This window comes from Bradyrhizobium sp. LTSP885 (genome assembly GCF_000938305.1).
In the GTDB taxonomy this organism is placed as follows: Bacteria; Pseudomonadota; Alphaproteobacteria; order Rhizobiales; family Xanthobacteraceae; genus Bradyrhizobium.
Genome location: NZ_JYMT01000042.1, coordinates 753,423 through 773,777, shown reverse-complemented (window position 1 = coordinate 773,777; position 20,355 = coordinate 753,423). Strand labels below are relative to the sequence as shown.

Genomic DNA, 20,355 nt, shown 5'->3' with positions numbered 1-20,355 from the left:
CGATCTGTTTCCGGATCGTTTCGCGGGTTCCCCAAAATGGTTTCATCCCACCGGTGGATCGGTTTCGCCGCGTCTTGCGCGGTACCGCGGCGGGACCGAAACTGGCGCCCAAGCGCGGGACGGCGCCCGGGAGAAAAACAATAATGAAAACAATGAAGATGACCCGCAGGACGCTGCTCGGCGCGGGTTCCGGCGCGGTCGCGGCCACGATGTTTGGCAAACAAGCCCTTGCCGCCGCCGAGTTCGATTTCAAGCTCGGCGTTGACACTCCGGAAACCCACCCGCTGACGATCCGGCTAACAGAGGCGGCCAAGGCGGTGGCCGAGCAGTCGTCCGGCCGGGTCAACATCACGGTGTTTCCCAACAGCCAGCTCGGCGGCGATCCCGAAATGCTGTCGCAGGTCCGGGCCGGCGGTATCGAACTCATGGCTGCGCCGAGCCTGACGCTGTCGATCCTGGTGCCGCTCTCGGGCCTGCCGAGCATCGGCTTTGCCTTCCAGTCCTACGACCAGGTCTGGGCCGCGATGGATGGCGGCGTCGGCGAATTCGTGCGCGAGGCGATTGGCAAGACCGGCGTGGTGCCGCTGAAGAAGGTTTGGGACAACGGCTTTCGCCAGATCACCTCGTCGTCAAACCGGCAGCTCAACAGCGTCGACGATTTCAAGGGTTTTAAAATTCGCGTGCCGGTAACGGCGTTGCTAACCTCGCTGTTCTCCGGCCTTGGCGCGTTGCCGTCGAGCATCAGCTACAACGAGCTCTATTCGGCGCTGCAGACCCATATTGTGGAAGGGCAGGAGAATCCGCTCGCGCAAGTCTCGACCGGCAAGCTCTATGAGGTGCAGAAGTACTGCGCGCTGTCGAACCATTGCTGGAGCGGCTACTGGATCCTCGGCAACCGCCGCGCGATGGCGAGCCTGCCGCCCGATCTGCTCGAGATCGTCAATGCAAGCTTTGATGCCGCGGCGCTGAAGGAGCGGGCCGATCTCGTCGTGATGGATCGCTCATTGCAGGCCGAATTGACGGCGAAGGGCATGACCTTCAACACGCCGGATCCGGTGCAGTTTCGCGCCGCGCTGGTGAGGGCCGGCTTCTACACGCAATGGCAAAAGACCTATGGCGCGGATGCGTGGGCGACGCTGGAGAAATATACGGGGAAGCTGACGTGAGGGCGTCAGTCATCGTACGCGTGATTACCTGACGCGTAATCGCGCGCACGATCTCCCTTTGCGATGATCGAATTGTCGGCAGCGACGATGTTGCCGATCGATCCGCAAGGGAGATCCGGGATGAATCGTCGAACTGTTCTCGAAGCAACATTGCTTGGCACCGCTTTGGCAGCGGCGACGCCGGTTGCTGCACAAACCTCCGCGGCGCCGGCGGCCGTTCGCTCGCCGTGCGTGACGGCGAAAGACGGCACCTCGCTGTTCGTGCAGGATTGGGGCGCGGGCCGGCCAGTGCTGTTTCTCGCCGCCTGGACCTTCAATTCCAGCGCCTGGGGCAGCCATATCGTCGCGCTCAACGCCAAGGGATATCGCTGCGTCGCGCCCGACCGGCGCGGGCACGGCCGCTCCGACATGCCAATGACGGGATACGACCTCGAAACGCTGACCGCGGACGTCGCCGCCGTGATCGAACAGCGCGATTTGCGCGACGTCACGCTGGTGGCGCACTCGATGGGCTCGATCGAAGCGGTGAACTATCTCGCGTGTCACGGATCGGACCGCATCGCGCGGTTGGTTCTGGTGGCACCGACGACACCGTTCCTGGTCCAGACCGAGCACAATCCCGACGCGGTTCCGAAGCCGATGATCGACGCGCAGAACGAAGCCATCGCGCAGGACTTTCCAAAATGGATGGCCGCGAATGAAGCGCCGTTCTTCATGCCTGACACGCCTGACATCACGCGGTCCTGGATCAGGGAGATGATGCTGAGCGTGCCGCTGCCGGTGGCGCTGGCCTGCCGCAAGACGATCTCCTTTGCCGATCTACGCGCAGCCGCCGCCGCGATCGATCGTCCGACATTGATCCTGCACGGCGACAAGGATGCCAGCGCGCCGCTGCCGCTCACGGGAGCCAAGACGGCCAAGCTGATCAAGGGCAGCAAGCTCACCGTCTACGAAGGCGCGCCGCACGCGCTCCCGCTGACGCACAGCGAGCGCCTTGTGTCCGATATTCTGGCCTTCATGACGAGTTAAGGCCGCTACTGGCTCGCGCGCTTGATATCCGATCGGATCGAGCGCGCCGCCCAGACGAACAGCAGCGCGCCGAGCGTGGTCGTCACCGCGGCTGACAGCAACGAGTAGCGCACCGCATCGGCGCCATAGGCGCCCTTGAGGGCGTCGTTGATCATGCCGACGGCGAGCGGGCCGACACCCTGGCCGAAGCAGGTCGCCGTCAGCAGCACGATCGCCGAGGCCAGCGCGCGCATGCTGGGTTTTGCCACCGTCTGGGCGATCGCGAAGATCGGGCCGAGATGGAAGCCGACCAGGAACGAGGTCAGCGCCAGCATCGCGACCATCAGCGTGAAGCTCTGCGTCAGCATGCACAGCGCAAACACGGGACCGGCGAGGCCGGACATGATCGCGGGCGCCCATAATTTCCAGCGGTCGTCGTGGCGGCTGATCTGCGCCACCACGAGACCGCCGACCAGCGTGCCCGCCATGCCCGCGAGGCCCTTGAAGGTGCCGGCATAGCTGCCGATCTCGGCGCTGGAGAGATGATGGATGCGCGCCAGGAACGGTGGGATCCAGACTGCTGTCGCGTAGTTCGTATAGGTCGTCAGGCAGAATCCGATCAGCACGATGACGAAGCTCGGCTGGAGGCTAAGGAAGCGGAGCGTCGGCCCGATCGGCTCGGGCTTGAAGGTCTCGGCCATCGCGCCGCGCTTCGGCTCGGAGATCGTCAGCCACAGCACCGCGGCGAGCGCGAGGCCGGGGAGGCCCGCGGCGAAGAACGCTGTGCGCCAGCCATAGTGCTGGTTGACATATCCGCCGATGAAATAGCCGAGGAAGACGCCGAGATAGGTGCCGATCGCGTAGACGCCGAGTGCGCGCGGACGTTCGTTCTTGTCGAAGAGATCGGCGATGATCGATTGCGACGCCGGCGTTCCCGCTGATTCACCGATGCCGACGCCGATCCGCGCCAGCGCCAACGTGGAGACGCTGGAAGCCATGCCGCAAAAATATGTCATCGCGCTCCAGAACGCGAAAGCGCAGGCGACGATGTTGCGGCGGTTGAGGCGGTCGGCCATTCGCGCGATGGGAATGCCGAGCAGCGAATAGAACAGCACGAAGCCGAAGCCCGCGAGCAGGCCCATCGTGGTGTCGCTGAGCGTGAATTCCTTTTTGATCGGCTCGATCAGGACGTTGAAGATGGTGCGGTCGAGGAAGTTGAAGGCATAGATGATCGTGAGCAGGGCCAGCACGTAATAGCGCCGGGTCGAAGGCCTTGCGGCGGCCTGCGCTGGCACGGTTGCTTGTGGCGCGAGATCGACCATGGTTTTCCCCCGACGTTTTCTTTTCTTTGATCGGGCCTTACGCCTCGCGGATATAATTCCCCGCCTCGAATTCGACCGGCTTCGCGTCAACCTCGAACGAGATGCCGATCGGGTCGCCGCCGCCGGCGAGCACCTCCAGCTGGTCGCCGAGCATGCGGCGGACCATCAGGATGCCGCGGTCGCTCTGGCCGAAATGCTCTTCCGAATGGACCGTTACCGCGCCCTGGCCGACCTGCGCCTCGTAGTCGCCGGGGAATTGCTGGTGCTCGGTCTCCGTCATGTCCCACCAGAACTTGCCGTTGAACTTCGAGCGCATCCGGCCGATGTCGCCGGTATTCTTGACGCGGCCGGCGACATAGATGCGGAACGAGGTGTCGTCGATCGGCAGGGTCCAGCCGATCGATTCCACGCGCGCGAACTGGGCGACGCGCGGGTTCGGCACCACGCGGAGCGTGGGGAGGGCGGCCTCGGTGACCCGGTAAAACACCTTGCCGTCGTCCTGCTTGCGGATCGAGCGCACCGCGACGCCGCGCGGCGACATTTCGAATTTCACTTCGGGCATCGAGGCCATCATGTTGGTGAACTGGGGCCCCGAGAACGAGCCGTGCAGCACGGGCACGTGGTAGGGGTCGGCCACGTTCTCGAAATGCTGCAGCCAGTTGCAGGGGATCACGGCAGGTCCGCCGCCGCCGATCGAGGAATCGTCGGCCTCGACGAACTCGCCGTCGTCCATCGTCTCGAGGCATTCGTAGCGCGGCAGCACCGGCTTTTTTTCGGCCGGCCCCATATAGGCGAAGATCAGTCCGTAGCGCTCCTGCACCGGATACCAGGGCTGGCGGACCTTGTCCTTGAACAGGCCGCCCTCGGGCTCGCAGGGCTGCTCGAGGCAGTGGCCCTCGGTGTCGAATTTCCAGCCGTGATAGCAGCAGCGGATGCCGTCTTCCTCGACCTTGCCATAATAAAGCGTGGTGCCGCGGTGGCAGCAGCGGGCATGCAGCAGGCCGATGCGGCCATGCCGGTCGCGAAACAAAATCAGATCCTCGCCGAGCGCGCGCACTTTCCTGGGGATATCGGTGGCGTCGCTCACCAGACCGATCGGGTGCCAGTAGCGGCGCAGCAGTTCGCCCATCGGCGTGCCTCTGATAACCGCGGTCAGCTCGGTCCGGGTGGCGGATGGCTTCATGGCATAGGCGGTGCCGAGATCGCGATCCCGTTGCGTGACGGTCATGTTTGTTTCCTCCCGCCGCGGCCTTTGGCCCGCGGTCGTCTCGTATCGACCAAGTCAACGATAGATCGATGACAATGTCAACGATCTCGGATAGCTTGGCAGCACACCGGTTTGTTGGCAGAGGTTGGCGGATGACCGAGAAGCTGAAGACGATGCGGGTCGTGTCGCCGGAGACCGTCGATGCCGAACTGGCGCCGATCACCGCGATGATGTCCTCGCGCCTGATGGTGCTGGCGAACCTGCTCAAGCGCGGCGCGATCCTGCGCTACAAGCGCCTCGCTGGCCTGTCGTCGGTCGAGTTCGGGCTGGTCGCCTCACTCGGCCGGCGCCCGCCGATGAGCGTGGTGCGGCTGGCCGAAGCCGTCGGCATGGACAAGGGCCAGATCAGCCGGGCGCTCGCCGAACTGGTGGCGCGCAGGCTGGTCGCCAAGGCGGTCAACCCGCTGGACAACCGGGAAACGCTGGTCTCTCTGACCAGGGCCGGGCTCGCCGCACATGACGCTATTGTGGCGGGGGCGCAGGATCGCAACCGTCGTCTGCTGGAACAGTTGAACCCGCATGACATGGAGCTGCTGCTCGGCCATATCGACCGCCTGACTGCGACCGCCGCCGAGATGCTTGCCGCCGAGAGAGAACTGGGCTGATGGGAGGCCGTGCAGGGCACCGGATGGCCGCCGGAGCGTTGTGCCGTGGCGGCTGGAATCTCCCGCCGTGGCGGCAGATTTCGACAAGACGGAGCCTTGCAGAGCGTCAAAATAGCTTGTCTTGCGCGCTCTGTTGCGCTGCGCTAAGCCTCAAGAACAATTCCAATCAACGAATCTGCGGCGGCTCCGAAACCGCAACAAGAAGGCCTCGCCGATGCCCGGCATCCTGCAGAATTACCTCCCACTTGTGGTTTTTATCGGGGTCGCGGGCCTGATCGGTCTGGCGCTCCTGATCGCGCCGTTCCTGGTCGCGTTCCAGTCGCCGGACCCGGAAAAGATGTCCGCCTATGAATGCGGATTCAACGCTTTCGACGACGCCCGCATGAAGTTCGACGTCCGCTTCTATCTGGTGGCGATCCTCTTCATCATCTTCGACCTCGAAGTGGCGTTCCTGTTTCCCTGGGCCGTGGCGTTCGGAAAGCTTGGTGCGACCGGGTTCTGGTCGATGATGGTGTTCCTGGCCGTGCTGACGGTCGGGTTTGCTTATGAATGGAAGAAAGGCGCGCTCGAATGGGATTGAGCCCCACCGCCGTATCCTCGCAGCCGGCGATTGCCAAACCTGCTACTGCCATGGCTCCGAAGGGAATCCTCGATCCGTCGACCGGCAAGCCGGTCGGCGCCAACGATCCCTATTTCCTCGAGGTCAATCACGAGCTGTCCGACAAGGGCTTCTTCGTCGCGGCGGCTGACGACCTCATCACCTGGGCCCGCACCGGCTCGCTGATGTGGATGACCTTCGGTCTTGCCTGCTGCGCGGTCGAGATGATGCAGGTGTCGATGCCGCGCTACGACGTCGAGCGCTTCGGTTTCGCGCCGCGCGCCTCGCCGCGGCAGTCCGACGTGATGATCGTCGCGGGCACCCTGACCAACAAGATGGCGCCGGCGCTGCGCAAGGTCTACGACCAGATGCCCGAGCCGCGCTACGTCATCTCGATGGGCTCCTGCGCCAATGGCGGCGGCTACTATCACTACTCCTACGCAGTGGTGCGTGGCTGCGACCGCATCGTGCCGGTCGACATCTATGTGCCGGGCTGCCCGCCCACGGCGGAAGCGCTGCTCTACGGCGTGCTGCTGCTGCAGAAGAAGATCCGCCGCATCGGCACCATCGAACGCTAAGGTTTCTACGTCATGGACGACGGCAAGCTCGACGCCCTTGGGCAGACGATCGTGAGCGCGCTTCCGGGCGCCGCCACCGCGCACTCGGTCGCCTTCAACCAACTTACTGTCGACGTCGAGGTGGCCAAGATTGTGGAGATCGTCACCTTCCTGCGTGACGATCCCAACTGCCGCTTCATCAATATCACCGACGTCACCGCGGTCGACTATCCCGGCCGCGATAAGCGCTTCGACGTCGTCTATCATTTCATGTCGCCGGTGCTGAACACGCGCATCCGCCTGCGCGCCGTGGCCGACGAGACCACCCAGGTGCCGTCGATCATCGGCGTTTTCCCGGGCGCCGACTGGTTCGAGCGCGAGACCTACGACCTCTACGGCGTCATCTTCATCGGCCATCCGGACATGCGGCGACTGCTGACCGATTACGGCTTCGACGGCCACCCGCTGCGCAAGGATTTCCCGCTCACCGGCTTCGTCGAGGTCCGCTACGACGACCAGGAGAAGCGGGTGCTGTACGAGCCTGTCAGGCTCAACCAGGAATTCCGCAAGTTCGATTTCCTCTCGCCCTGGGAGGGCGCTGATTATCCCCTCCCTGGCGATGAGAAGGCGAAGGCAGAGCCGAAGGCCTGATCATGAACGAGCAACCGCAAAATCTTCGTAACTTCACGATCAACTTTGGGCCGCAGCATCCGGCCGCGCACGGCGTGTTGCGTCTCGTGCTGGAGCTCGACGGCGAAGTCGTTGAGCGCGTCGATCCCCACATTGGGCTCTTGCACCGCGGCACCGAGAAGCTGATCGAGCACAAGACCTATCTGCAGGCGATTCCGTACTTTGACCGGCTCGATTACGTCGCGCCGATGAACCAGGAGCATGCGTTCTGCCTCGCGGCGGAAAAGCTGCTCGGCATCACGGTGCCGCGCCGCGGCCAGTTGATCCGCGTGCTGTATTGCGAGATCGGCCGCATCCTCTCCCATCTGCTCAACGTCACCACGCAGGCGATGGACGTCGGCGCGCTGACCCCGCCGCTGTGGGGTTTTGAAGAGCGCGAGAAGCTGATGGTGTTCTACGAGCGCGCCTCCGGCTCGCGGATGCATGCAGCGTTCTTCCGCGTTGGCGGCGTGCATCAGGATCTGCCCTCGAAGCTGATCAACGACATCGAGGCGTGGTGCGATCCGTTCCTGCAGGTCGTCAAGGACCTCGACACGCTGCTCACCGGCAACCGCATCTTCAAGCAGCGCAACGTCGATATCGGCGTGGTGCCGCTGAAGGAAGCCTGGGCGTGGGGTTTCTCGGGCGTGATGGTGCGCGGCTCGGGCGCGGCCTGGGACCTGCGCAAGTCGCAGCCGTATGAATGCTATGCCGAGATGGAGTTCGACGTTCCGATCGGCAAGAACGGCGACTGTTACGACCGCTATCTGATCCGCATGGAAGAGATGCGCCAGTCGGTGCGCATCATGAAGCAGTGCATCCAGAAACTGAAAGCGCCAGACGGGCAGGGGGCGGTCGTGGTCGAGGACGCCAAGGTGGCGCCGCCGCGCCGCGCCGACATGAAGCGCTCGATGGAAGCGCTGATCCATCACTTCAAGCTCTACACCGAAGGCGTGCATGTGCCGGCCGGCGAGGTCTATGCCGCGGTTGAGGCGCCAAAGGGCGAGTTCGGCGTCTATCTCGTCGCCGACGGCACCAACAAGCCCTACAAGTGCAAGATCCGCGCGCCGGGTTTCGCGCATCTGCAGGCGATGGATCACATCTGCAAGGGCCATCTGCTCGCTGACGTCTCGGCGATTCTCGGCTCGCTCGATATCGTGTTCGGAGAGGTCGACCGCTGATGGCGCAGCCGCCGATCCAGTTTGACCGTGCCTCGGGGGCCCTTGAGGGGGCCAACGCCTGGGAGCGGACGGCTGCGTTGGCGTTGTCGACGGGCGCGAAGATCTCGTCACACTTTTCGCACAAGGGCTACATCGCCTGCGCCAATTTGCTGCGCAAGGCGTTGCCGAAGCGCGACATCGCGGTGAAGCTCAACGAAGATGCCGTGTTCGAGTTTCCCTATGGCGACGGCTACTGGAGCAAGCTGCTCGATCTCGGCTACACCTATGAGGACGAGCTCGAGCTGCTGTTCGCGGACTCCGCCGACGTCGACTACACCCTGCTCGATTGCGGCGCCAATTACGGCTATTGGTCGGTACTGGCTTCGAGCAAACCGTTCGGCGCGCACAAGGCGATCGCGATCGAGCCGTCGGGGCAGAACTATCCGAAGCTCGCCAACAATGCGCGCGTCAACGGCAACCGCTTCGAGACCATGAAGTGCGCGATCGGTGCCAGCAGGGGCACCGCGCGGCTGTCCGGCACCAAGCACGAGGCCTTCAGCATCGCCGGCGACCAGACCAGCGGCGAGGAAGTGCCGGTTGTCGCGCTCGACAATCTGATCGAGGACGGCAAGGTCGCGGCGTCAGGCAAATACCTGGTCAAGCTCGACGTCGAAGGCGTCGAGATCGAGGCCATGAAGGGCGGCCGACGGCTGATGGAGGCCGACAGCGTGCTGCTTTGCGAGGAGCACGGCAACGATCGCGCGCACACCGTGTCGCGCTATATCCTCGAACAGACGCCCCTGAAACTGATCGTCTACGATCCCAGTACCAATCGCCTTGAGACCGTGAACGAGCTCTCGACGCTCGATCGCATCAAGGTTTCCAGCAATATCGGCTACAACGTGTTCGGCACTGCAAGCGCCTTCTGGCAAGAGCGGATCGATGCGTTGAATGCGAAAGCCGCACGCCGCGTGCAATGAGAGACTGAACGATGTCCGTCCGCCGCCTAGCCCCGAAGGAATTGCAGCCCGCGAGCTTCACGTTCACGGACGAGAATCTTGCCTGGGCCAAGAAAGAGATCACGAAATATCCGCCGGGACGTCAGGCCTCGGCCGCGATCGCGATCCTGTGGCGCGTGCAGGAGCAGCATGAGGGCTGGGTGTCGGAGGCGGCGATCCGCGCCGTCGGCGATCTGCTCGATATGCCGCATATCCGCATGCTGGAGATCGCGACCTTCTACACCATGTTCCAGCTCTCGCCGGTCGGCAAGAAGGCGCATGTGCAGGTCTGCGGCACCACGCCGTGCCGGCTGCGCGGCGCCGCCGATTTGATCGAGGTGTGCCAGCACCGCATCCATCACGATCCGTTCCAGCTGTCGAAGGATGGCAATTTCTCCTGGGAAGAGGTCGAGTGCCTCGGCTCCTGCGTGAACGCGCCGATGGTGCTGATCTGGAAGGACACCTATGAGGACCTGACCAAGGAGAGCTTCGGCAAGGTGCTCGATGGCTTTGCCGCCGGCAATCCGCCGAAGCCCGGCCCGCAGAATGACCGTCAGTTCTCGGCGCCGCTGGGCGGCCCGACCACGCTGAAGGAAACCACCTGATGCGCGGCTTTCAGCGACAGGCGTGCGGAATGGGGAGGGCGGTGCCGATGAAGAACTGGCGCTACATCGCCCTGCATACTGCGGCCGCGGCCTGCTTCATCTTCCTGCTGCAGCGCTACGGGTTGAACGCCTCGCTGGAGACCAGCCTGTTGTGGGCCATCGTGTTCGGCGGCTGCGCCGCCGGGCTCGCTTACTCCCAAGCCAACCGTTGATGTTCGGAAAGTTTTGAGCATGCTCGCCGACAAGGATCGCATCTTCAAGAACCTCTACGGCCTCCATGACTGGGGCCTCGAGGGCGCGCGCAGCCGCGGGGCCTGGGACGGCACCAAGGGGATCATCGACAAGGGCCGCGACTGGATCATCAACGAGATGAAGGCGTCCGGCCTGCGCGGCCGCGGCGGGGCGGGCTTCCCGACCGGCATGAAGTGGTCGTTCATGCCGAAGGAATCCAAGGACGGTCGTCCGAGCTATCTCGTCGTCAATGCGGACGAGTCCGAGCCCGGCACCTGCAAGGACCGCGAGATCATGCGGCACGATCCGCATCTCCTCGTCGAGGGCTGCCTGCTCGCGAGCTTCGCGATGAACGCGAATGCCTGCTACATCTATGTCCGCGGTGAGTTCATCCGCGAGCGTGAGCATCTGCAGGCCGCGATCGACCAGGCCTATGACGCGAAGCTTGTCGGCAAGGACAACATCAACGGCTGGCCGTTCGACATCTACGTCGCGCACGGCGCCGGCGCCTATATCTGCGGCGAGGAGACCGCGCTGCTCGAGAGCCTTGAGGGCAAGAAAGGCCAGCCGCGGCTGAAGCCGCCGTTCCCGGCCAATGTCGGTCTCTATGGCTGCCCGACCACGGTGAACAACGTCGAGTCGATCGCGGTGGCGCCCGACATCCTGCGCCGCGGCGCCTCCTGGTTCGCCAGCATCGGCCGGCCCAACAATGTCGGCACCAAGCTGTTCTGCATCTCCGGCCATGTCGAGCGCCCCTGCAACGTCGAAGAGGCGATGGGGATTCCGTTCAAGGAATTGATCGACAAGCACTGCGGCGGCATCCGCGGCGGCTGGGACAATCTGAAGGCTGTCATCCCCGGCGGTTCGTCGGTGCGCATGGTGCCGGCCGAGCAGATCATCGACACGCCGATGGACTTCGACAGCTTGAGCAAGCTGCGCTCCGGCCTCGGTACCGCGGCCGTGATTGTGATGGACAAGTCGACCGATTTGATCCGGGCGATCGCGCGGATCTCGTATTTCTACAAGCATGAGAGCTGCGGCCAGTGCACGCCGTGCCGCGAGGGCACGGGGTGGATGTGGCGCGTGCTGACCCGGATGGCCGACGGCCGCGCCCACAAGCGCGAGATCGACATGCTGCTCGAAGTCACCAAGCAGGTCGAAGGCCACACGATCTGCGCGCTCGGCGACGCCGCGGCGTGGCCGATCCAGGGCCTGATCGCCCATTTCCGTCACGAGATCGAAGAGCGCATCGATCAGTATTCGCACAAGGCCGATCTCGACGATCAGGGCGTTCGCGATCCCGTGCATATGGTGGCTGCGGAGTAATGGCAGCGATGTCGCAACAGGCCGCATGGTGGCAGAAATACGGGACGCTTGCGCAGATGGCGCAGGCGACCGTTGCGCTGCTCGGCTTTGTTGCAATCCTGCTGCAGATCAACGAAATCCGCACCGCCAACCGCGCCTCCAGCGCGCGCGCGGTGTTTCTGGGCTACACCGACCTCGCGTTCAAGAACCCGAAATTCGCCCAGCCGGACTATGAGACGATCAAGGCCGGCAATCGCGACGAACGGTCCCAGTACGAGAGTTTTGTCTCGTACTTCCTTTATGCCTGCGAGGAGACCATTGCCGCGTTCGCAGACAAGCGCGAATGGCAGGCGTCGTGTGACTACGATCTGAGGCCCCATTTGCCGTTCCTTTGCGAGAAGAACCAGGCGCAGCCCGCCTATCTCGCGACCTACGGCGCCGACACCCAGCAATGGGTGAAGACATCACTGCAAACCGCCAGCGTCGCACCGCCCGACTGCAAGCTCGGAAAGACCTGAGACAGACATGACCAAGATCATCATCGATGGCAAAGAGATCGATGTGCCGCCGGACTACACGCTGCTGCAGGCGTGTGAGGCGGCCGGCGCCGAGATACCGCGGTTCTGCTATCACGAGCGGCTGTCGATCGCCGGCAATTGCCGGATGTGCCTCGTCGAGGTGAAGGGCGGCCCGAAGCCGGTGGCGAGCTGCGCCTGGGGCGTGCGCGACTGCCGTCCGGGCCCGAAGGGCGAGCCGCCGGAAATCTCGACCCGTTCGCCGATGGTGAAGAAGGCGCGCGAAGGCGTGATGGAATTCCTGCTGATCAACCATCCGCTGGACTGCCCGATCTGCGACCAGGGCGGCGAATGCGACCTGCAGGACCAGGCGATGGGCTACGGCGTCGACACCAGCCGTTTCGCCGAGAACAAGCGCGCGGTCGAGGACAAGTATCTCGGCGCGCTGGTCAAGACTTCGATGAACCGCTGCATCCAGTGCACGCGCTGCGTCCGCTTCTCCGCCGAAGTCTGCGGCGCGCCCGAGATGGGCGCGACCGGCCGTGGCGAGGACATGGAGATCACCACCTATCTCGAATCGGCGCTGAGCTCGGAGCTGCAGGGCAACCTGGTCGATATCTGCCCGGTCGGCGCGCTGACCTCGAAACCCTACGCGTTCGCGGCGCGGCCATGGGAGCTCGGCAAGACGCAGTCGGTCGACGTCATGGACGGCGTCGGCTCGGCGATCCGGGTCGATACCCGCGGTCGTGAGGTGATGCGGATCCTGCCGCGCATCAATGAGGCCGTGAACGAGGAGTGGATCTCCGACAAGACCCGTCACGTCGTCGACGGCCTGCGCACGCAGCGGCTCGACCGCCCCTACATCAGAGAGAACGGCCAGCTCAGGCCCGCATCGTGGCAGGAAGCCTTCGCGGCTGTCGCAGCCAAGGTCGGCCGCATCGACGGCAAACGGATCGGCGCCATCGCCGGCGATCTCGCCGCCATCGAAGAAATGTTCGCGCTGAAGGAGCTGCTGGCGAAGTTCGGCTCGGCCAACCTCGCAGTGCAGGGCGGCGACGCGTTCGACGCCAAGGCCGGCCGCGGCTCCTACATCTTTAACCCGACCATTGCCGGGATCGATCAGGCGGATGCAGTCCTGATCATCGGCTCGCACCCGCGCAAGGAGGCCGCCGTGCTGAACGCGCGGATCCGCAAGCGCTGGCGCGCCGCCAACATCAAGGTCGGCCTGATCGGCGAGCGGGCCGATTTCACCTATCCCCATGATTATCTCGGCGCGGGCACCGATACGCTCGCCGACCTCGTCGCCGGCAAGCATTCCTTTGCCGACGTGCTGAAGAACGCCAAGAACCCGATCATCCTGGTCGGCGCCGGCGCCTATACAAGGCATGACGGTGCCGCGGTGCTGGCGCAGGCGGCGAAGCTCGCCGTCGATGTCGGCGCGCTCAAGGACGGCTGGAACGGCTTTGCGGTGCTGCAGGATACGGCGTCGCGCGCCGGCGCGCTCGATATCGGCTTCTCGCCTTCGGCCGGCAGCCTGACCACGGCGCAGATGACCACCTTCGGCACGCTCGACGTGCTGTTCCTGCTCGGCGCCGACGAGATCAAGGCGCCGGACGGCACCTTCGTCGTCTATATCGGCACCCATGGCGACCGTGGCGCGCATCGCGCCGACGTCATCCTGCCGGGCGCGGCCTATACCGAGAAGGCCGGCATCTACGTCAACACCGAGGGCCGGGCGCAGCTGGCCAATCGCGCTGCGTTCCCGCCGGGCGAGGCCCGTGAGGATTGGGCGATCATCCGCGCGCTGTCGGACGTAGTCGGCAAGAAACTGCCGTTCGATTCCATGCCGGCGCTGCGCCTGGCGATGTTCAAGACCACTCCGCATCTGATGCGACTTGACCAGATCGAAGCGGGCGCAGCCTCCGACGTCCAGGCGCTGGCGGCCAAGGGCGGCAGCGTCGACAAGGCGGCGTTCAAGCCGACCGTCGAGGATTTCTACCTGACCAACCCGATCGCGCGGGCGTCTGCCGTGATGGCGGAATGTTCGCGGCTGGCGTCGGGCCGAATGCTGACGGCGGCGGAGTGAGCGTGACCTGATGACCGAATTCTTCGCAAGCGCGTTCTGGACCGGCTTCCTCTGGCCGCTGATCGTCATGGTCGCGGAAAGCCTGCTGCTGCTGGTCGTGCTGCTGATCGCGATCGCCTACATCCTGCTCGCCGACCGCAAGATCTGGGCGGCGGTGCAGATCCGCCGCGGCCCCAACGTGGTCGGCCCGTTCGGACTGCTGCAATCCTTTGCCGATTTGCTGAAGTTCGTGCTCAAGGAACCGGTCATTCCCGCCGGCTCCAACAAGGGCGTGTTCCTGCTGGCACCATTGGTCTCCTGCGTCCTCGCGCTCGCCGCCTGGGCCGTGATCCCGATGAATCTCGGCTGGGTGATCTCCGACATCAATGTCGGCGTGCTCTACATCTTCGCGATCTCGTCGCTGTCGATCTACGGCGTCATCATGGCCGGCTGGTCGTCGAACTCGAAATATCCGTTCCTGGCCGCGCTGCGCTCGGCGGCGCAGATGGTGTCCTACGAGGTCTCGATCGGCTTCGTGATCATCACCGTATTGCTTTGCGTCGGTTCACTGAACCTGTCGGCCGTGGTGGAGGCGCAGAACACCCGCGGGCTCGCCAGCCTGATCGGCCTGCCACAGCTGACCATCCTGAACTGGTATGTCTGGCCGCTGTTCCCAATGTTCGTGGTGTTCTACGTCTCGGCGCTCGCCGAAACCAACCGTCCGCCGTTCGATCTCGTGGAAGCCGAATCGGAGCTGGTTGCCGGCTTCATGACCGAATACGGCTCGACGCCGTATCTGCTGTTCATGCTCGGCGAGTATGTTGCGATCACCACGATGTGCGCGCTGGCGACGATCATGTTCCTCGGCGGCTGGCTGCCGCCGGTGAACCTGCCGCCGTTCAACTGGATTCCGGGGATCATCTGGTTCGCGCTGAAAGTGTTCTTCATGTTCTTCATGTTCGCGATGGCGAAGGCGATCGTGCCGCGCTACCGCTACGATCAACTGATGCGGCTCGGCTGGAAGGTGTTCCTGCCGCTGTCGCTGGCAATGGTGGTGATCGTGGCCGGTGTGCTGCAGTTCACCGGCATCGCGCCAAAGTGAGGCCATCATGAGTGTCAACATCAACGCAACAGCCCGCTCGCTTCTGCTGTCGGAATTCGTCTCGGCGTTCATCCTCGCCATGCGCTATTTCTTCAAGCCGAAGCCGACGCTGAACTATCCCTTCGAGAAGGGCCCGATCTCGCCGCGGTTCCGCGGCGAGCACGCGCTGCGCCGCTATCCGAACGGCGAGGAGCGCTGCATCGCCTGCAAGCTGTGCGAGGCGATTTGCCCGGCGCAGGCGATCACGATCGAGGCCGGCCCGCGCCGCAACGACGGTACCCGCCGCACGGTGCGTTACGACATTGACATGGTGAAGTGCATCTATTGCGGCCTGTGCCAGGAGGCCTGCCCGGTGGATGCCATCGTCGAGGGACCGAATTTCGAATTCGCGACCGAGACCCGCGAGGAACTGTTCTATGACAAGGCGAAACTGCTCGCCAATGGCGACCGCTGGGAGCGCGACATTGCGAAGTCGATCGAACTCGACGCGCCGTACCGGTGAGGTGAGGGCATGATCGTTCCCAGCCACATTCCGTCATTCCGGGGCACGCGCAGCGTGAACCCGGAATCTCGCGCCGTAACCTCTAGATTCCGGGTTCGCGGACTGCGTCCGCGCCCCGGAATGACGGGGAAAAACCGATGATCGTTCCGGCGCTGTTCTTCTATCTGTTTGCTGCCGCCTGCGTGGCGTCGGCGGTCATGGTGATTGTCTCGCGCAATCCCGTGCACTCGGTGCTGTACCTGATCCTGGCGTTCGTCAACGCCTCGGGCCTGTTCGTGCTGATGGGCGCGGAATTCCTCGGCATGATGCTGATCGTGGTCTATGTCGGCGCGGTCGCCGTGCTGTTCCTGTTCGTGATCATGATGCTCGACGTCGACTTCGTCGAGCTGCGCGAAGGCTTCATCCAGTATTTGCCGGTCGGCATCGTGATCGGCGGCATCTTCATGTTCGAGCTGCTGCTCGTGGTCGGCGCCTGGGTGATCAATCCGACCGTGACCAAGTCGATCACGGCGGCGATCCCGACCAATGTCAGCAACACCGAGGCGCTCGGCCTCGTGCTCTATACCAAGTACATTCACTACTTCCAGCTCGCCGGCATGGTGCTGCTGGTTGCCATGATCGGCGCCATCGTGCTGACGCTGCGTCACAAGGTGAACGTCAAGCGGCAGAACATCAACGTGCAGAACGCGCGCACGCCCGAGATCGCGATGGCATTGCGCAAGGTGGCGTCGGGGCAGGGACTGCAGGATGCCGATGCGGCGGAGTGGGTGAAATGACGATCGGGCTCGGGCACTATCTTGCGGTCGGCGCGATCCTGTTCACGCTCGGGATCCTCGGCATCTTCCTCAACCGCAAGAACATCATCGTCATCCTGATGTCGATCGAGCTGATCCTGCTCTCGGTCAACATCAATCTGGTGGCGTTCTCGACCTTCCTCGGCGACATCGTCGGCCAGGTGTTTGCGCTGCTGGTGCTGACGGTGGCGGCGGCCGAGGCCGCGATCGGTCTTGCCGTGCTGGTCGTGTATTTCCGCAACCGCGGTTCGATCGCGGTTGAAGACGTCAATCTGATGAAGGGCTAGGCGCAGCTATGGTTCAGGCAATCGTATTCCTGCCGCTGCTCGGCGCCATCCTTGCGGGGATCATCTCGCTGGTCGGGGCACATGCGCGCAATCCGAGCGGCGACACCGTCGAGCATCACGATGACGCGCATGGCGACGCCCATGCGTCCGCGGCTCATGACGATCATGGTGACGACCACGGCCACGACGACCACCATGTCTCCGAGCCGCCGGCTTCCGGTTCGCGGCTGGCCGAGCTGATCACCACCGGCCTGCTTTTCGTATCGGCCGCGCTGTCGTGGATCACGCTGGTCGATGTCGGCTTCATGCACAATGACGCCCGCGTCGTGCTGCTGCCCTGGATCAATTCGGGCGATCTTCAAGTGGCGTGGACGCTACGGGTCGACACGCTGACCGCGGTGATGTTGGTCGTGGTCAACACGGTGTCCGCGCTCGTCCATCTCTATTCCATCGGCTACATGGACGAGGACCCGAACCGGCCGCGTTTCTTCGGCTATCTCAGCCTGTTCACCTTCGCGATGCTGATGCTGGTGACGTCTGACAATCTCGTGCAGATGTTCTTCGGCTGGGAGGGCGTCGGTCTCGCAAGCTACCTCCTGATCGGGTTCTGGTACCAGAAGCCGTCGGCGAACGCGGCGGCGATCAAGGCCTTCGTGGTCAACCGCGTCGGCGATTTCGGCTTCGCGCTCGGCATCTTCTCGATCTTCGCGCTGGTCGGCTCGACCGATTTCGACACCATCTTCCACGCCGCACCGGGCTTGACCGGCAAGACCATCGACTTCTTCGGCTGGCATCCCGACGCGCTGACCCTGACCTGCCTGTTGCTGTTCATGGGCGCGATGGGCAAGTCGGCGCAGTTCCTGCTGCACACCTGGTTGCCCGACGCGATGGAAGGCCCGACCCCGGTGTCGGCGCTGATCCACGCGGCGACCATGGTCACCGCCGGCGTCTTCATGGTGGCGCGGCTGTCGCCGCTGTTCGAGCTGTCACCGACCGCGCAGGCGGTGGTGATGTTCTTCGGTGCGACCACGGCGTTCTTCGCCGCCACGATCGGCCTGGTGCAGAACGACATCAAGCGCATCGTCGCCTACTCGACCTGTTCGCAGCTCGGCTACATGTTCGTGGCGATGGGAGCAGGGGCCTATTCGGTCGGCATGTTCCATCTGTTCACGCACGCCTTCTTCAAGGCGCTGTTGTTCTTGGGCTCAGGTTCGGTGATCTACGCGATGCATCACGAGCAGGACATCCGCAACATGGGCGGCCTGTGGCGCAAGATCCCCTACACCTTCACGGTGATGTGCATCGGCACGCTGGCGCTGACCGGCTTCCCGCTGTTCGCCGGCTACTTCTCCAAGGACGCGATCATCGAGGCGGCCTTTGCGTCGCACAACCCGTTCGGGGTCTATGCCTATCTGCTGACGATCGCGGCCGCCGGCCTGACCTCGTTCTATTCCTGGCGTCTGATCTTCAAGACCTTCTTCGGCGAGCCGCACGACCAGAAGCACTACGATGCGGCGCATGAGAGCCCGATATGGATGCTGGTCCCGATCGGCGTGCTCGCCGCGGGCTCGATCCTGGCCGGTCTGCCGTTCAAGGAGCTGTTCGCAAGCCCGCACGGGGTCGAGGAGTTCTTCCGCGAGTCCGTCAAGATGAACCCGCATATCCTCGAGGACATGGAGAATATGCCGAGCTGGCTCGCGCCGCTGCCCACCGTGATGATGCTGCTCGGCCTGTTCGTCTCCTACATGTTCTATATCCGCAGGCCGTATCTGCCGGTCGAGCTCGCGAACCAGCAGCCGATGCTGTACCAGTTCCTGCTCAACAAATGGTACTTCGACGAGCTGTACGATTTCATCTTCGTGCGCCCGGCCAAGTGGCTCGGCTACCAGCTCTGGAAGAAGGGCGACGGCTTCGTCATCGACGGCTTCGGCCCCGACGGCGTCTCGGCCCGCGTGCTCGACATCACCCGCAACGTCGTCAAGCTGCAGACCGGCTACCTCTATCACTACGCGTTCGCGATGCTGATCGGGGCTGCCGGATTGATCACCTGGTTCATGTTCGGCTTGGGAGGCCAGTAATGACAACCTGGCCCATCCTTTCGGTCCTCACGTTCCTGCCGGCCCTCGGCGCGGCTCTCGTTTACCTGCTGGCAAGGGGCGGCGACGAGGCGGCCAACCGCACGGCGCGCTGGATCTCGCTCTGGACTACGCTGATCACCTTTGTGGTCTCGCTGATCGTGGTTGCGCGCTTCGATCCGGCGCAGGCCGACTTCCAGTTCGTCGAGAAGGCGAACTGGCTCGCCACCGGCATCACCTACCACATGGGCGTCGACGGCATTTCGCTGCCGCTGATCATCCTGACGACAGCGATCATGCCGTTCTGCATCGTCGCGAGCTGGAAGGCGATCACGACCCGCGTCAGCGAATACATGATGGCGTTCCTGATCCTGGAAACGCTGATGATCGGCACCTTCTCGGCGCTCGACCTCGTGCTGTTCTACCTGTTCTTCGAGGGCGGCCTGATCCCGATGTTCCTGATCATCGGCGTCTGGGGCGGCCCGCGCCGGGTCTACGCCTCGTTCAAGTTCTTCCTCTACACCTTCCTCGGCTCGGTCCTGATGCTGCTCGCCATCATGGCGCTGTACTGGACCGCCGACACGACCGATATCCCGACGCTGATGCACACCGCGGTGCCGCGCTCGTTGCAGACCTGGGCGTGGCTGGCCTTCTTCGCGTCGTTCGCGGTGAAGATGCCGATGTGGCCGGTGCACACCTGGTTGCCGGACGCGCATGTCGAGGCGCCGACCGCGGGCTCGGTGATCCTGGCCGCGATCCTGCTGAAGATGGGCGGCTACGGCTTCCTGCGCTTCTCGCTGCCGATGTTCCCGCTGGCCTCGCACGACTTCGCGCCGTTCGTGTTCACGCTCTCGGTCATCGCCATCATCTACACCTCGCTGGTGGCCTTGATGCAGGAGGACATGAAGAAGCTGATCGCGTACTCCTCGGTCGCGCATATGGGCTTCGTCACCATGGGTATCTTCGCGGTGACGACGCAGGGCGTCGCCGGCGGCATGTTCCAGATGATCTCGCACGGCATCGTCTCCGGCGCGCTGTTCCTCTGCGTCGGCATCGTCTACGACCGCATGCACACTCGCGACATCGCAGCCTATGGCGGGCTGGTGAACCGGATGCCGCTCTATGCGCTGGTGTTCATGGTCTTCACCATGGCCAATGTCGGTCTGCCCGGCACGAGCGGCTTCGTCGGCGAGTTCATGACGCTGCTCGGCACCTTCAAGGTGTCGCTGCCGACGGTGTTCTTCGCCACCACGGGCGTGATTCTGTCGGCGTGCTACGCGCTGTGGCTCTACCGCAAGGTGGTGTTCGGTGCGCTTGTCAAGCCGTCGCTGATGTCGATGAAGGATCTCACCTTTCGCGAAGGCCTGACGCTATTCCCGCTGGTTGCCCTGACCATCCTGTTCGGCGTCTATCCGAAGCCGGTGCTCGACATGTCGGCGGCCTCGGTCCAGCAGCTCGTCAATAATTACAATACTGCCGTGACTGCCGTGAAGGCAGCCGCGCTGGTCCAATAAGGCCTTAGCC

At 63.8% G+C, this 20,355-nt stretch carries 21 protein-coding genes; 19 read left to right on the top strand and 2 right to left on the bottom strand.

From position 1 onward, the window contains the following. Positions 1-152 precede the first annotated feature (152 nt). Together UP09_RS32690 and UP09_RS32685 are read left to right on the top strand one after the other, a co-directional pair. On the top strand, positions 153-1,166 hold the full coding sequence (locus tag UP09_RS32690; protein ID WP_044542416.1) for a TRAP transporter substrate-binding protein: 1,014 nt from the start codon (positions 153-155) through the stop codon (positions 1,164-1,166). A 120-nt stretch (positions 1,167-1,286) separates the two neighbouring features. Further along, on the top strand, positions 1,287-2,195 hold the full coding sequence (locus UP09_RS32685) for an alpha/beta fold hydrolase (protein ID WP_082070404.1): 909 nt from the start codon (positions 1,287-1,289) through the stop codon (positions 2,193-2,195). 5 nt (positions 2,196-2,200) lie between these two features. Here the strand turns inward: UP09_RS32685 and UP09_RS32680 are convergent, their stop codons facing one another. Both UP09_RS32680 and UP09_RS32675 read right to left on the bottom strand, forming a co-directional pair. Beyond that, positions 2,201-3,496 carry a spinster family MFS transporter gene (locus UP09_RS32680; RefSeq protein WP_044542415.1) on the bottom strand — a complete coding sequence of 432 codons (1,296 nt, stop codon included), beginning with the start codon at positions 3,494-3,496 and terminating at the stop codon, positions 2,201-2,203. A gap of 37 nt (positions 3,497-3,533) precedes the next feature. After that, a complete protein-coding gene (locus tag UP09_RS32675) occupies positions 3,534-4,724 on the bottom strand; it encodes an aromatic ring-hydroxylating dioxygenase subunit alpha (protein WP_044542414.1) in 1,191 nt (396 codons plus the stop codon). Positions 4,725-4,855: 131 nt separating this feature from the next. Between UP09_RS32675 and UP09_RS32670 the strand changes: the two genes are divergently transcribed. From UP09_RS32670 to UP09_RS32590, 17 genes are all read left to right on the top strand, one after another. After that, positions 4,856-5,368 carry a MarR family winged helix-turn-helix transcriptional regulator gene (locus UP09_RS32670; protein ID WP_044542413.1) on the top strand — a complete coding sequence of 171 codons (513 nt, stop codon included), beginning with the start codon at positions 4,856-4,858 and terminating at the stop codon, positions 5,366-5,368. 214 nt (positions 5,369-5,582) lie between these two features. Further along, positions 5,583-5,948 (top strand): NADH-quinone oxidoreductase subunit A, encoded by a 366-nt coding sequence (locus UP09_RS32665; RefSeq protein WP_044542412.1) that lies wholly within the window; start codon positions 5,583-5,585, stop codon positions 5,946-5,948. Further along, positions 5,939-6,544 carry a NuoB/complex I 20 kDa subunit family protein gene (locus UP09_RS32660; protein WP_044542411.1) on the top strand — a complete coding sequence of 202 codons (606 nt, stop codon included), beginning with the start codon at positions 5,939-5,941 and terminating at the stop codon, positions 6,542-6,544. Before UP09_RS32665 ends, UP09_RS32660 begins: the two co-directional genes overlap by 10 nt. Before the next feature lie 12 nt (positions 6,545-6,556). Further along, a complete protein-coding gene (locus UP09_RS32655) occupies positions 6,557-7,174 on the top strand; it encodes an NADH-quinone oxidoreductase subunit C (RefSeq protein WP_044542410.1) in 618 nt (205 codons plus the stop codon). Between the two features lie 2 nt (positions 7,175-7,176). Next, on the top strand, positions 7,177-8,373 hold the full coding sequence (locus tag UP09_RS32650; RefSeq protein ID WP_044542409.1) for an NADH-quinone oxidoreductase subunit D: 1,197 nt from the start codon (positions 7,177-7,179) through the stop codon (positions 8,371-8,373). Next, the gene (locus UP09_RS32645; RefSeq protein WP_044542408.1) at positions 8,373-9,332 is read left to right on the top strand and encodes an FkbM family methyltransferase; all 960 of its coding nucleotides are present in this window, start codon (positions 8,373-8,375) and stop codon (positions 9,330-9,332) included. Before UP09_RS32650 ends, UP09_RS32645 begins: the two co-directional genes overlap by 1 nt. Positions 9,333-9,343: 11 nt before the next feature. Further along, entirely contained in the window at positions 9,344-9,955 is a 612-nt protein-coding gene (nuoE, locus tag UP09_RS32640) for an NADH-quinone oxidoreductase subunit NuoE (RefSeq protein WP_044542407.1), read from the top strand. Further along, entirely contained in the window at positions 9,955-10,167 is a 213-nt protein-coding gene (locus UP09_RS32635) for a hypothetical protein (RefSeq protein ID WP_044542406.1), read from the top strand. The genes nuoE and UP09_RS32635 overlap by 1 nt, the downstream gene beginning before the upstream one ends. A 19-nt stretch (positions 10,168-10,186) precedes the next feature. Further along, positions 10,187-11,512 carry an NADH-quinone oxidoreductase subunit NuoF gene (nuoF, locus tag UP09_RS32630; protein WP_044542405.1) on the top strand — a complete coding sequence of 442 codons (1,326 nt, stop codon included), beginning with the start codon at positions 10,187-10,189 and terminating at the stop codon, positions 11,510-11,512. A gap of 8 nt (positions 11,513-11,520) precedes the next feature. Next, the gene (locus tag UP09_RS32625; RefSeq protein ID WP_156164887.1) at positions 11,521-12,009 is read left to right on the top strand and encodes a hypothetical protein; all 489 of its coding nucleotides are present in this window, start codon (positions 11,521-11,523) and stop codon (positions 12,007-12,009) included. 7 nt (positions 12,010-12,016) lie between these two features. Beyond that, complete coding sequence (gene nuoG, locus UP09_RS32620; protein ID WP_044542402.1) at positions 12,017-14,092, top strand: NADH-quinone oxidoreductase subunit NuoG; 2,076 nt, start codon at positions 12,017-12,019, stop codon at positions 14,090-14,092. A gap of 10 nt (positions 14,093-14,102) precedes the next feature. After that, on the top strand, positions 14,103-15,173 hold the full coding sequence (nuoH, locus tag UP09_RS32615; RefSeq protein ID WP_044542401.1) for an NADH-quinone oxidoreductase subunit NuoH: 1,071 nt from the start codon (positions 14,103-14,105) through the stop codon (positions 15,171-15,173). Between the two features lie 7 nt (positions 15,174-15,180). After that, positions 15,181-15,675, top strand: coding sequence for an NADH-quinone oxidoreductase subunit NuoI (nuoI, locus tag UP09_RS32610; RefSeq protein WP_044542400.1), 495 nt, complete (start codon positions 15,181-15,183; stop codon positions 15,673-15,675). 137 nt (positions 15,676-15,812) lie between these two features. After that, positions 15,813-16,451, top strand: a complete 639-nt coding sequence (locus UP09_RS32605) for an NADH-quinone oxidoreductase subunit J (RefSeq protein ID WP_044542399.1) — start codon at positions 15,813-15,815, stop codon at positions 16,449-16,451. After that, positions 16,448-16,756 carry an NADH-quinone oxidoreductase subunit NuoK gene (nuoK, locus tag UP09_RS32600; protein WP_027537255.1) on the top strand — a complete coding sequence of 103 codons (309 nt, stop codon included), beginning with the start codon at positions 16,448-16,450 and terminating at the stop codon, positions 16,754-16,756. The genes UP09_RS32605 and nuoK overlap by 4 nt, the downstream gene beginning before the upstream one ends. Before the next feature lie 8 nt (positions 16,757-16,764). Beyond that, entirely contained in the window at positions 16,765-18,834 is a 2,070-nt protein-coding gene (nuoL, locus tag UP09_RS32595; protein WP_044542398.1) for an NADH-quinone oxidoreductase subunit L, read from the top strand. Next, on the top strand, positions 18,834-20,345 hold the full coding sequence (locus UP09_RS32590; RefSeq protein ID WP_044542397.1) for an NADH-quinone oxidoreductase subunit M: 1,512 nt from the start codon (positions 18,834-18,836) through the stop codon (positions 20,343-20,345). The genes nuoL and UP09_RS32590 overlap by 1 nt, the downstream gene beginning before the upstream one ends. The last annotated feature ends 10 nt before the right edge of the window (positions 20,346-20,355 follow it).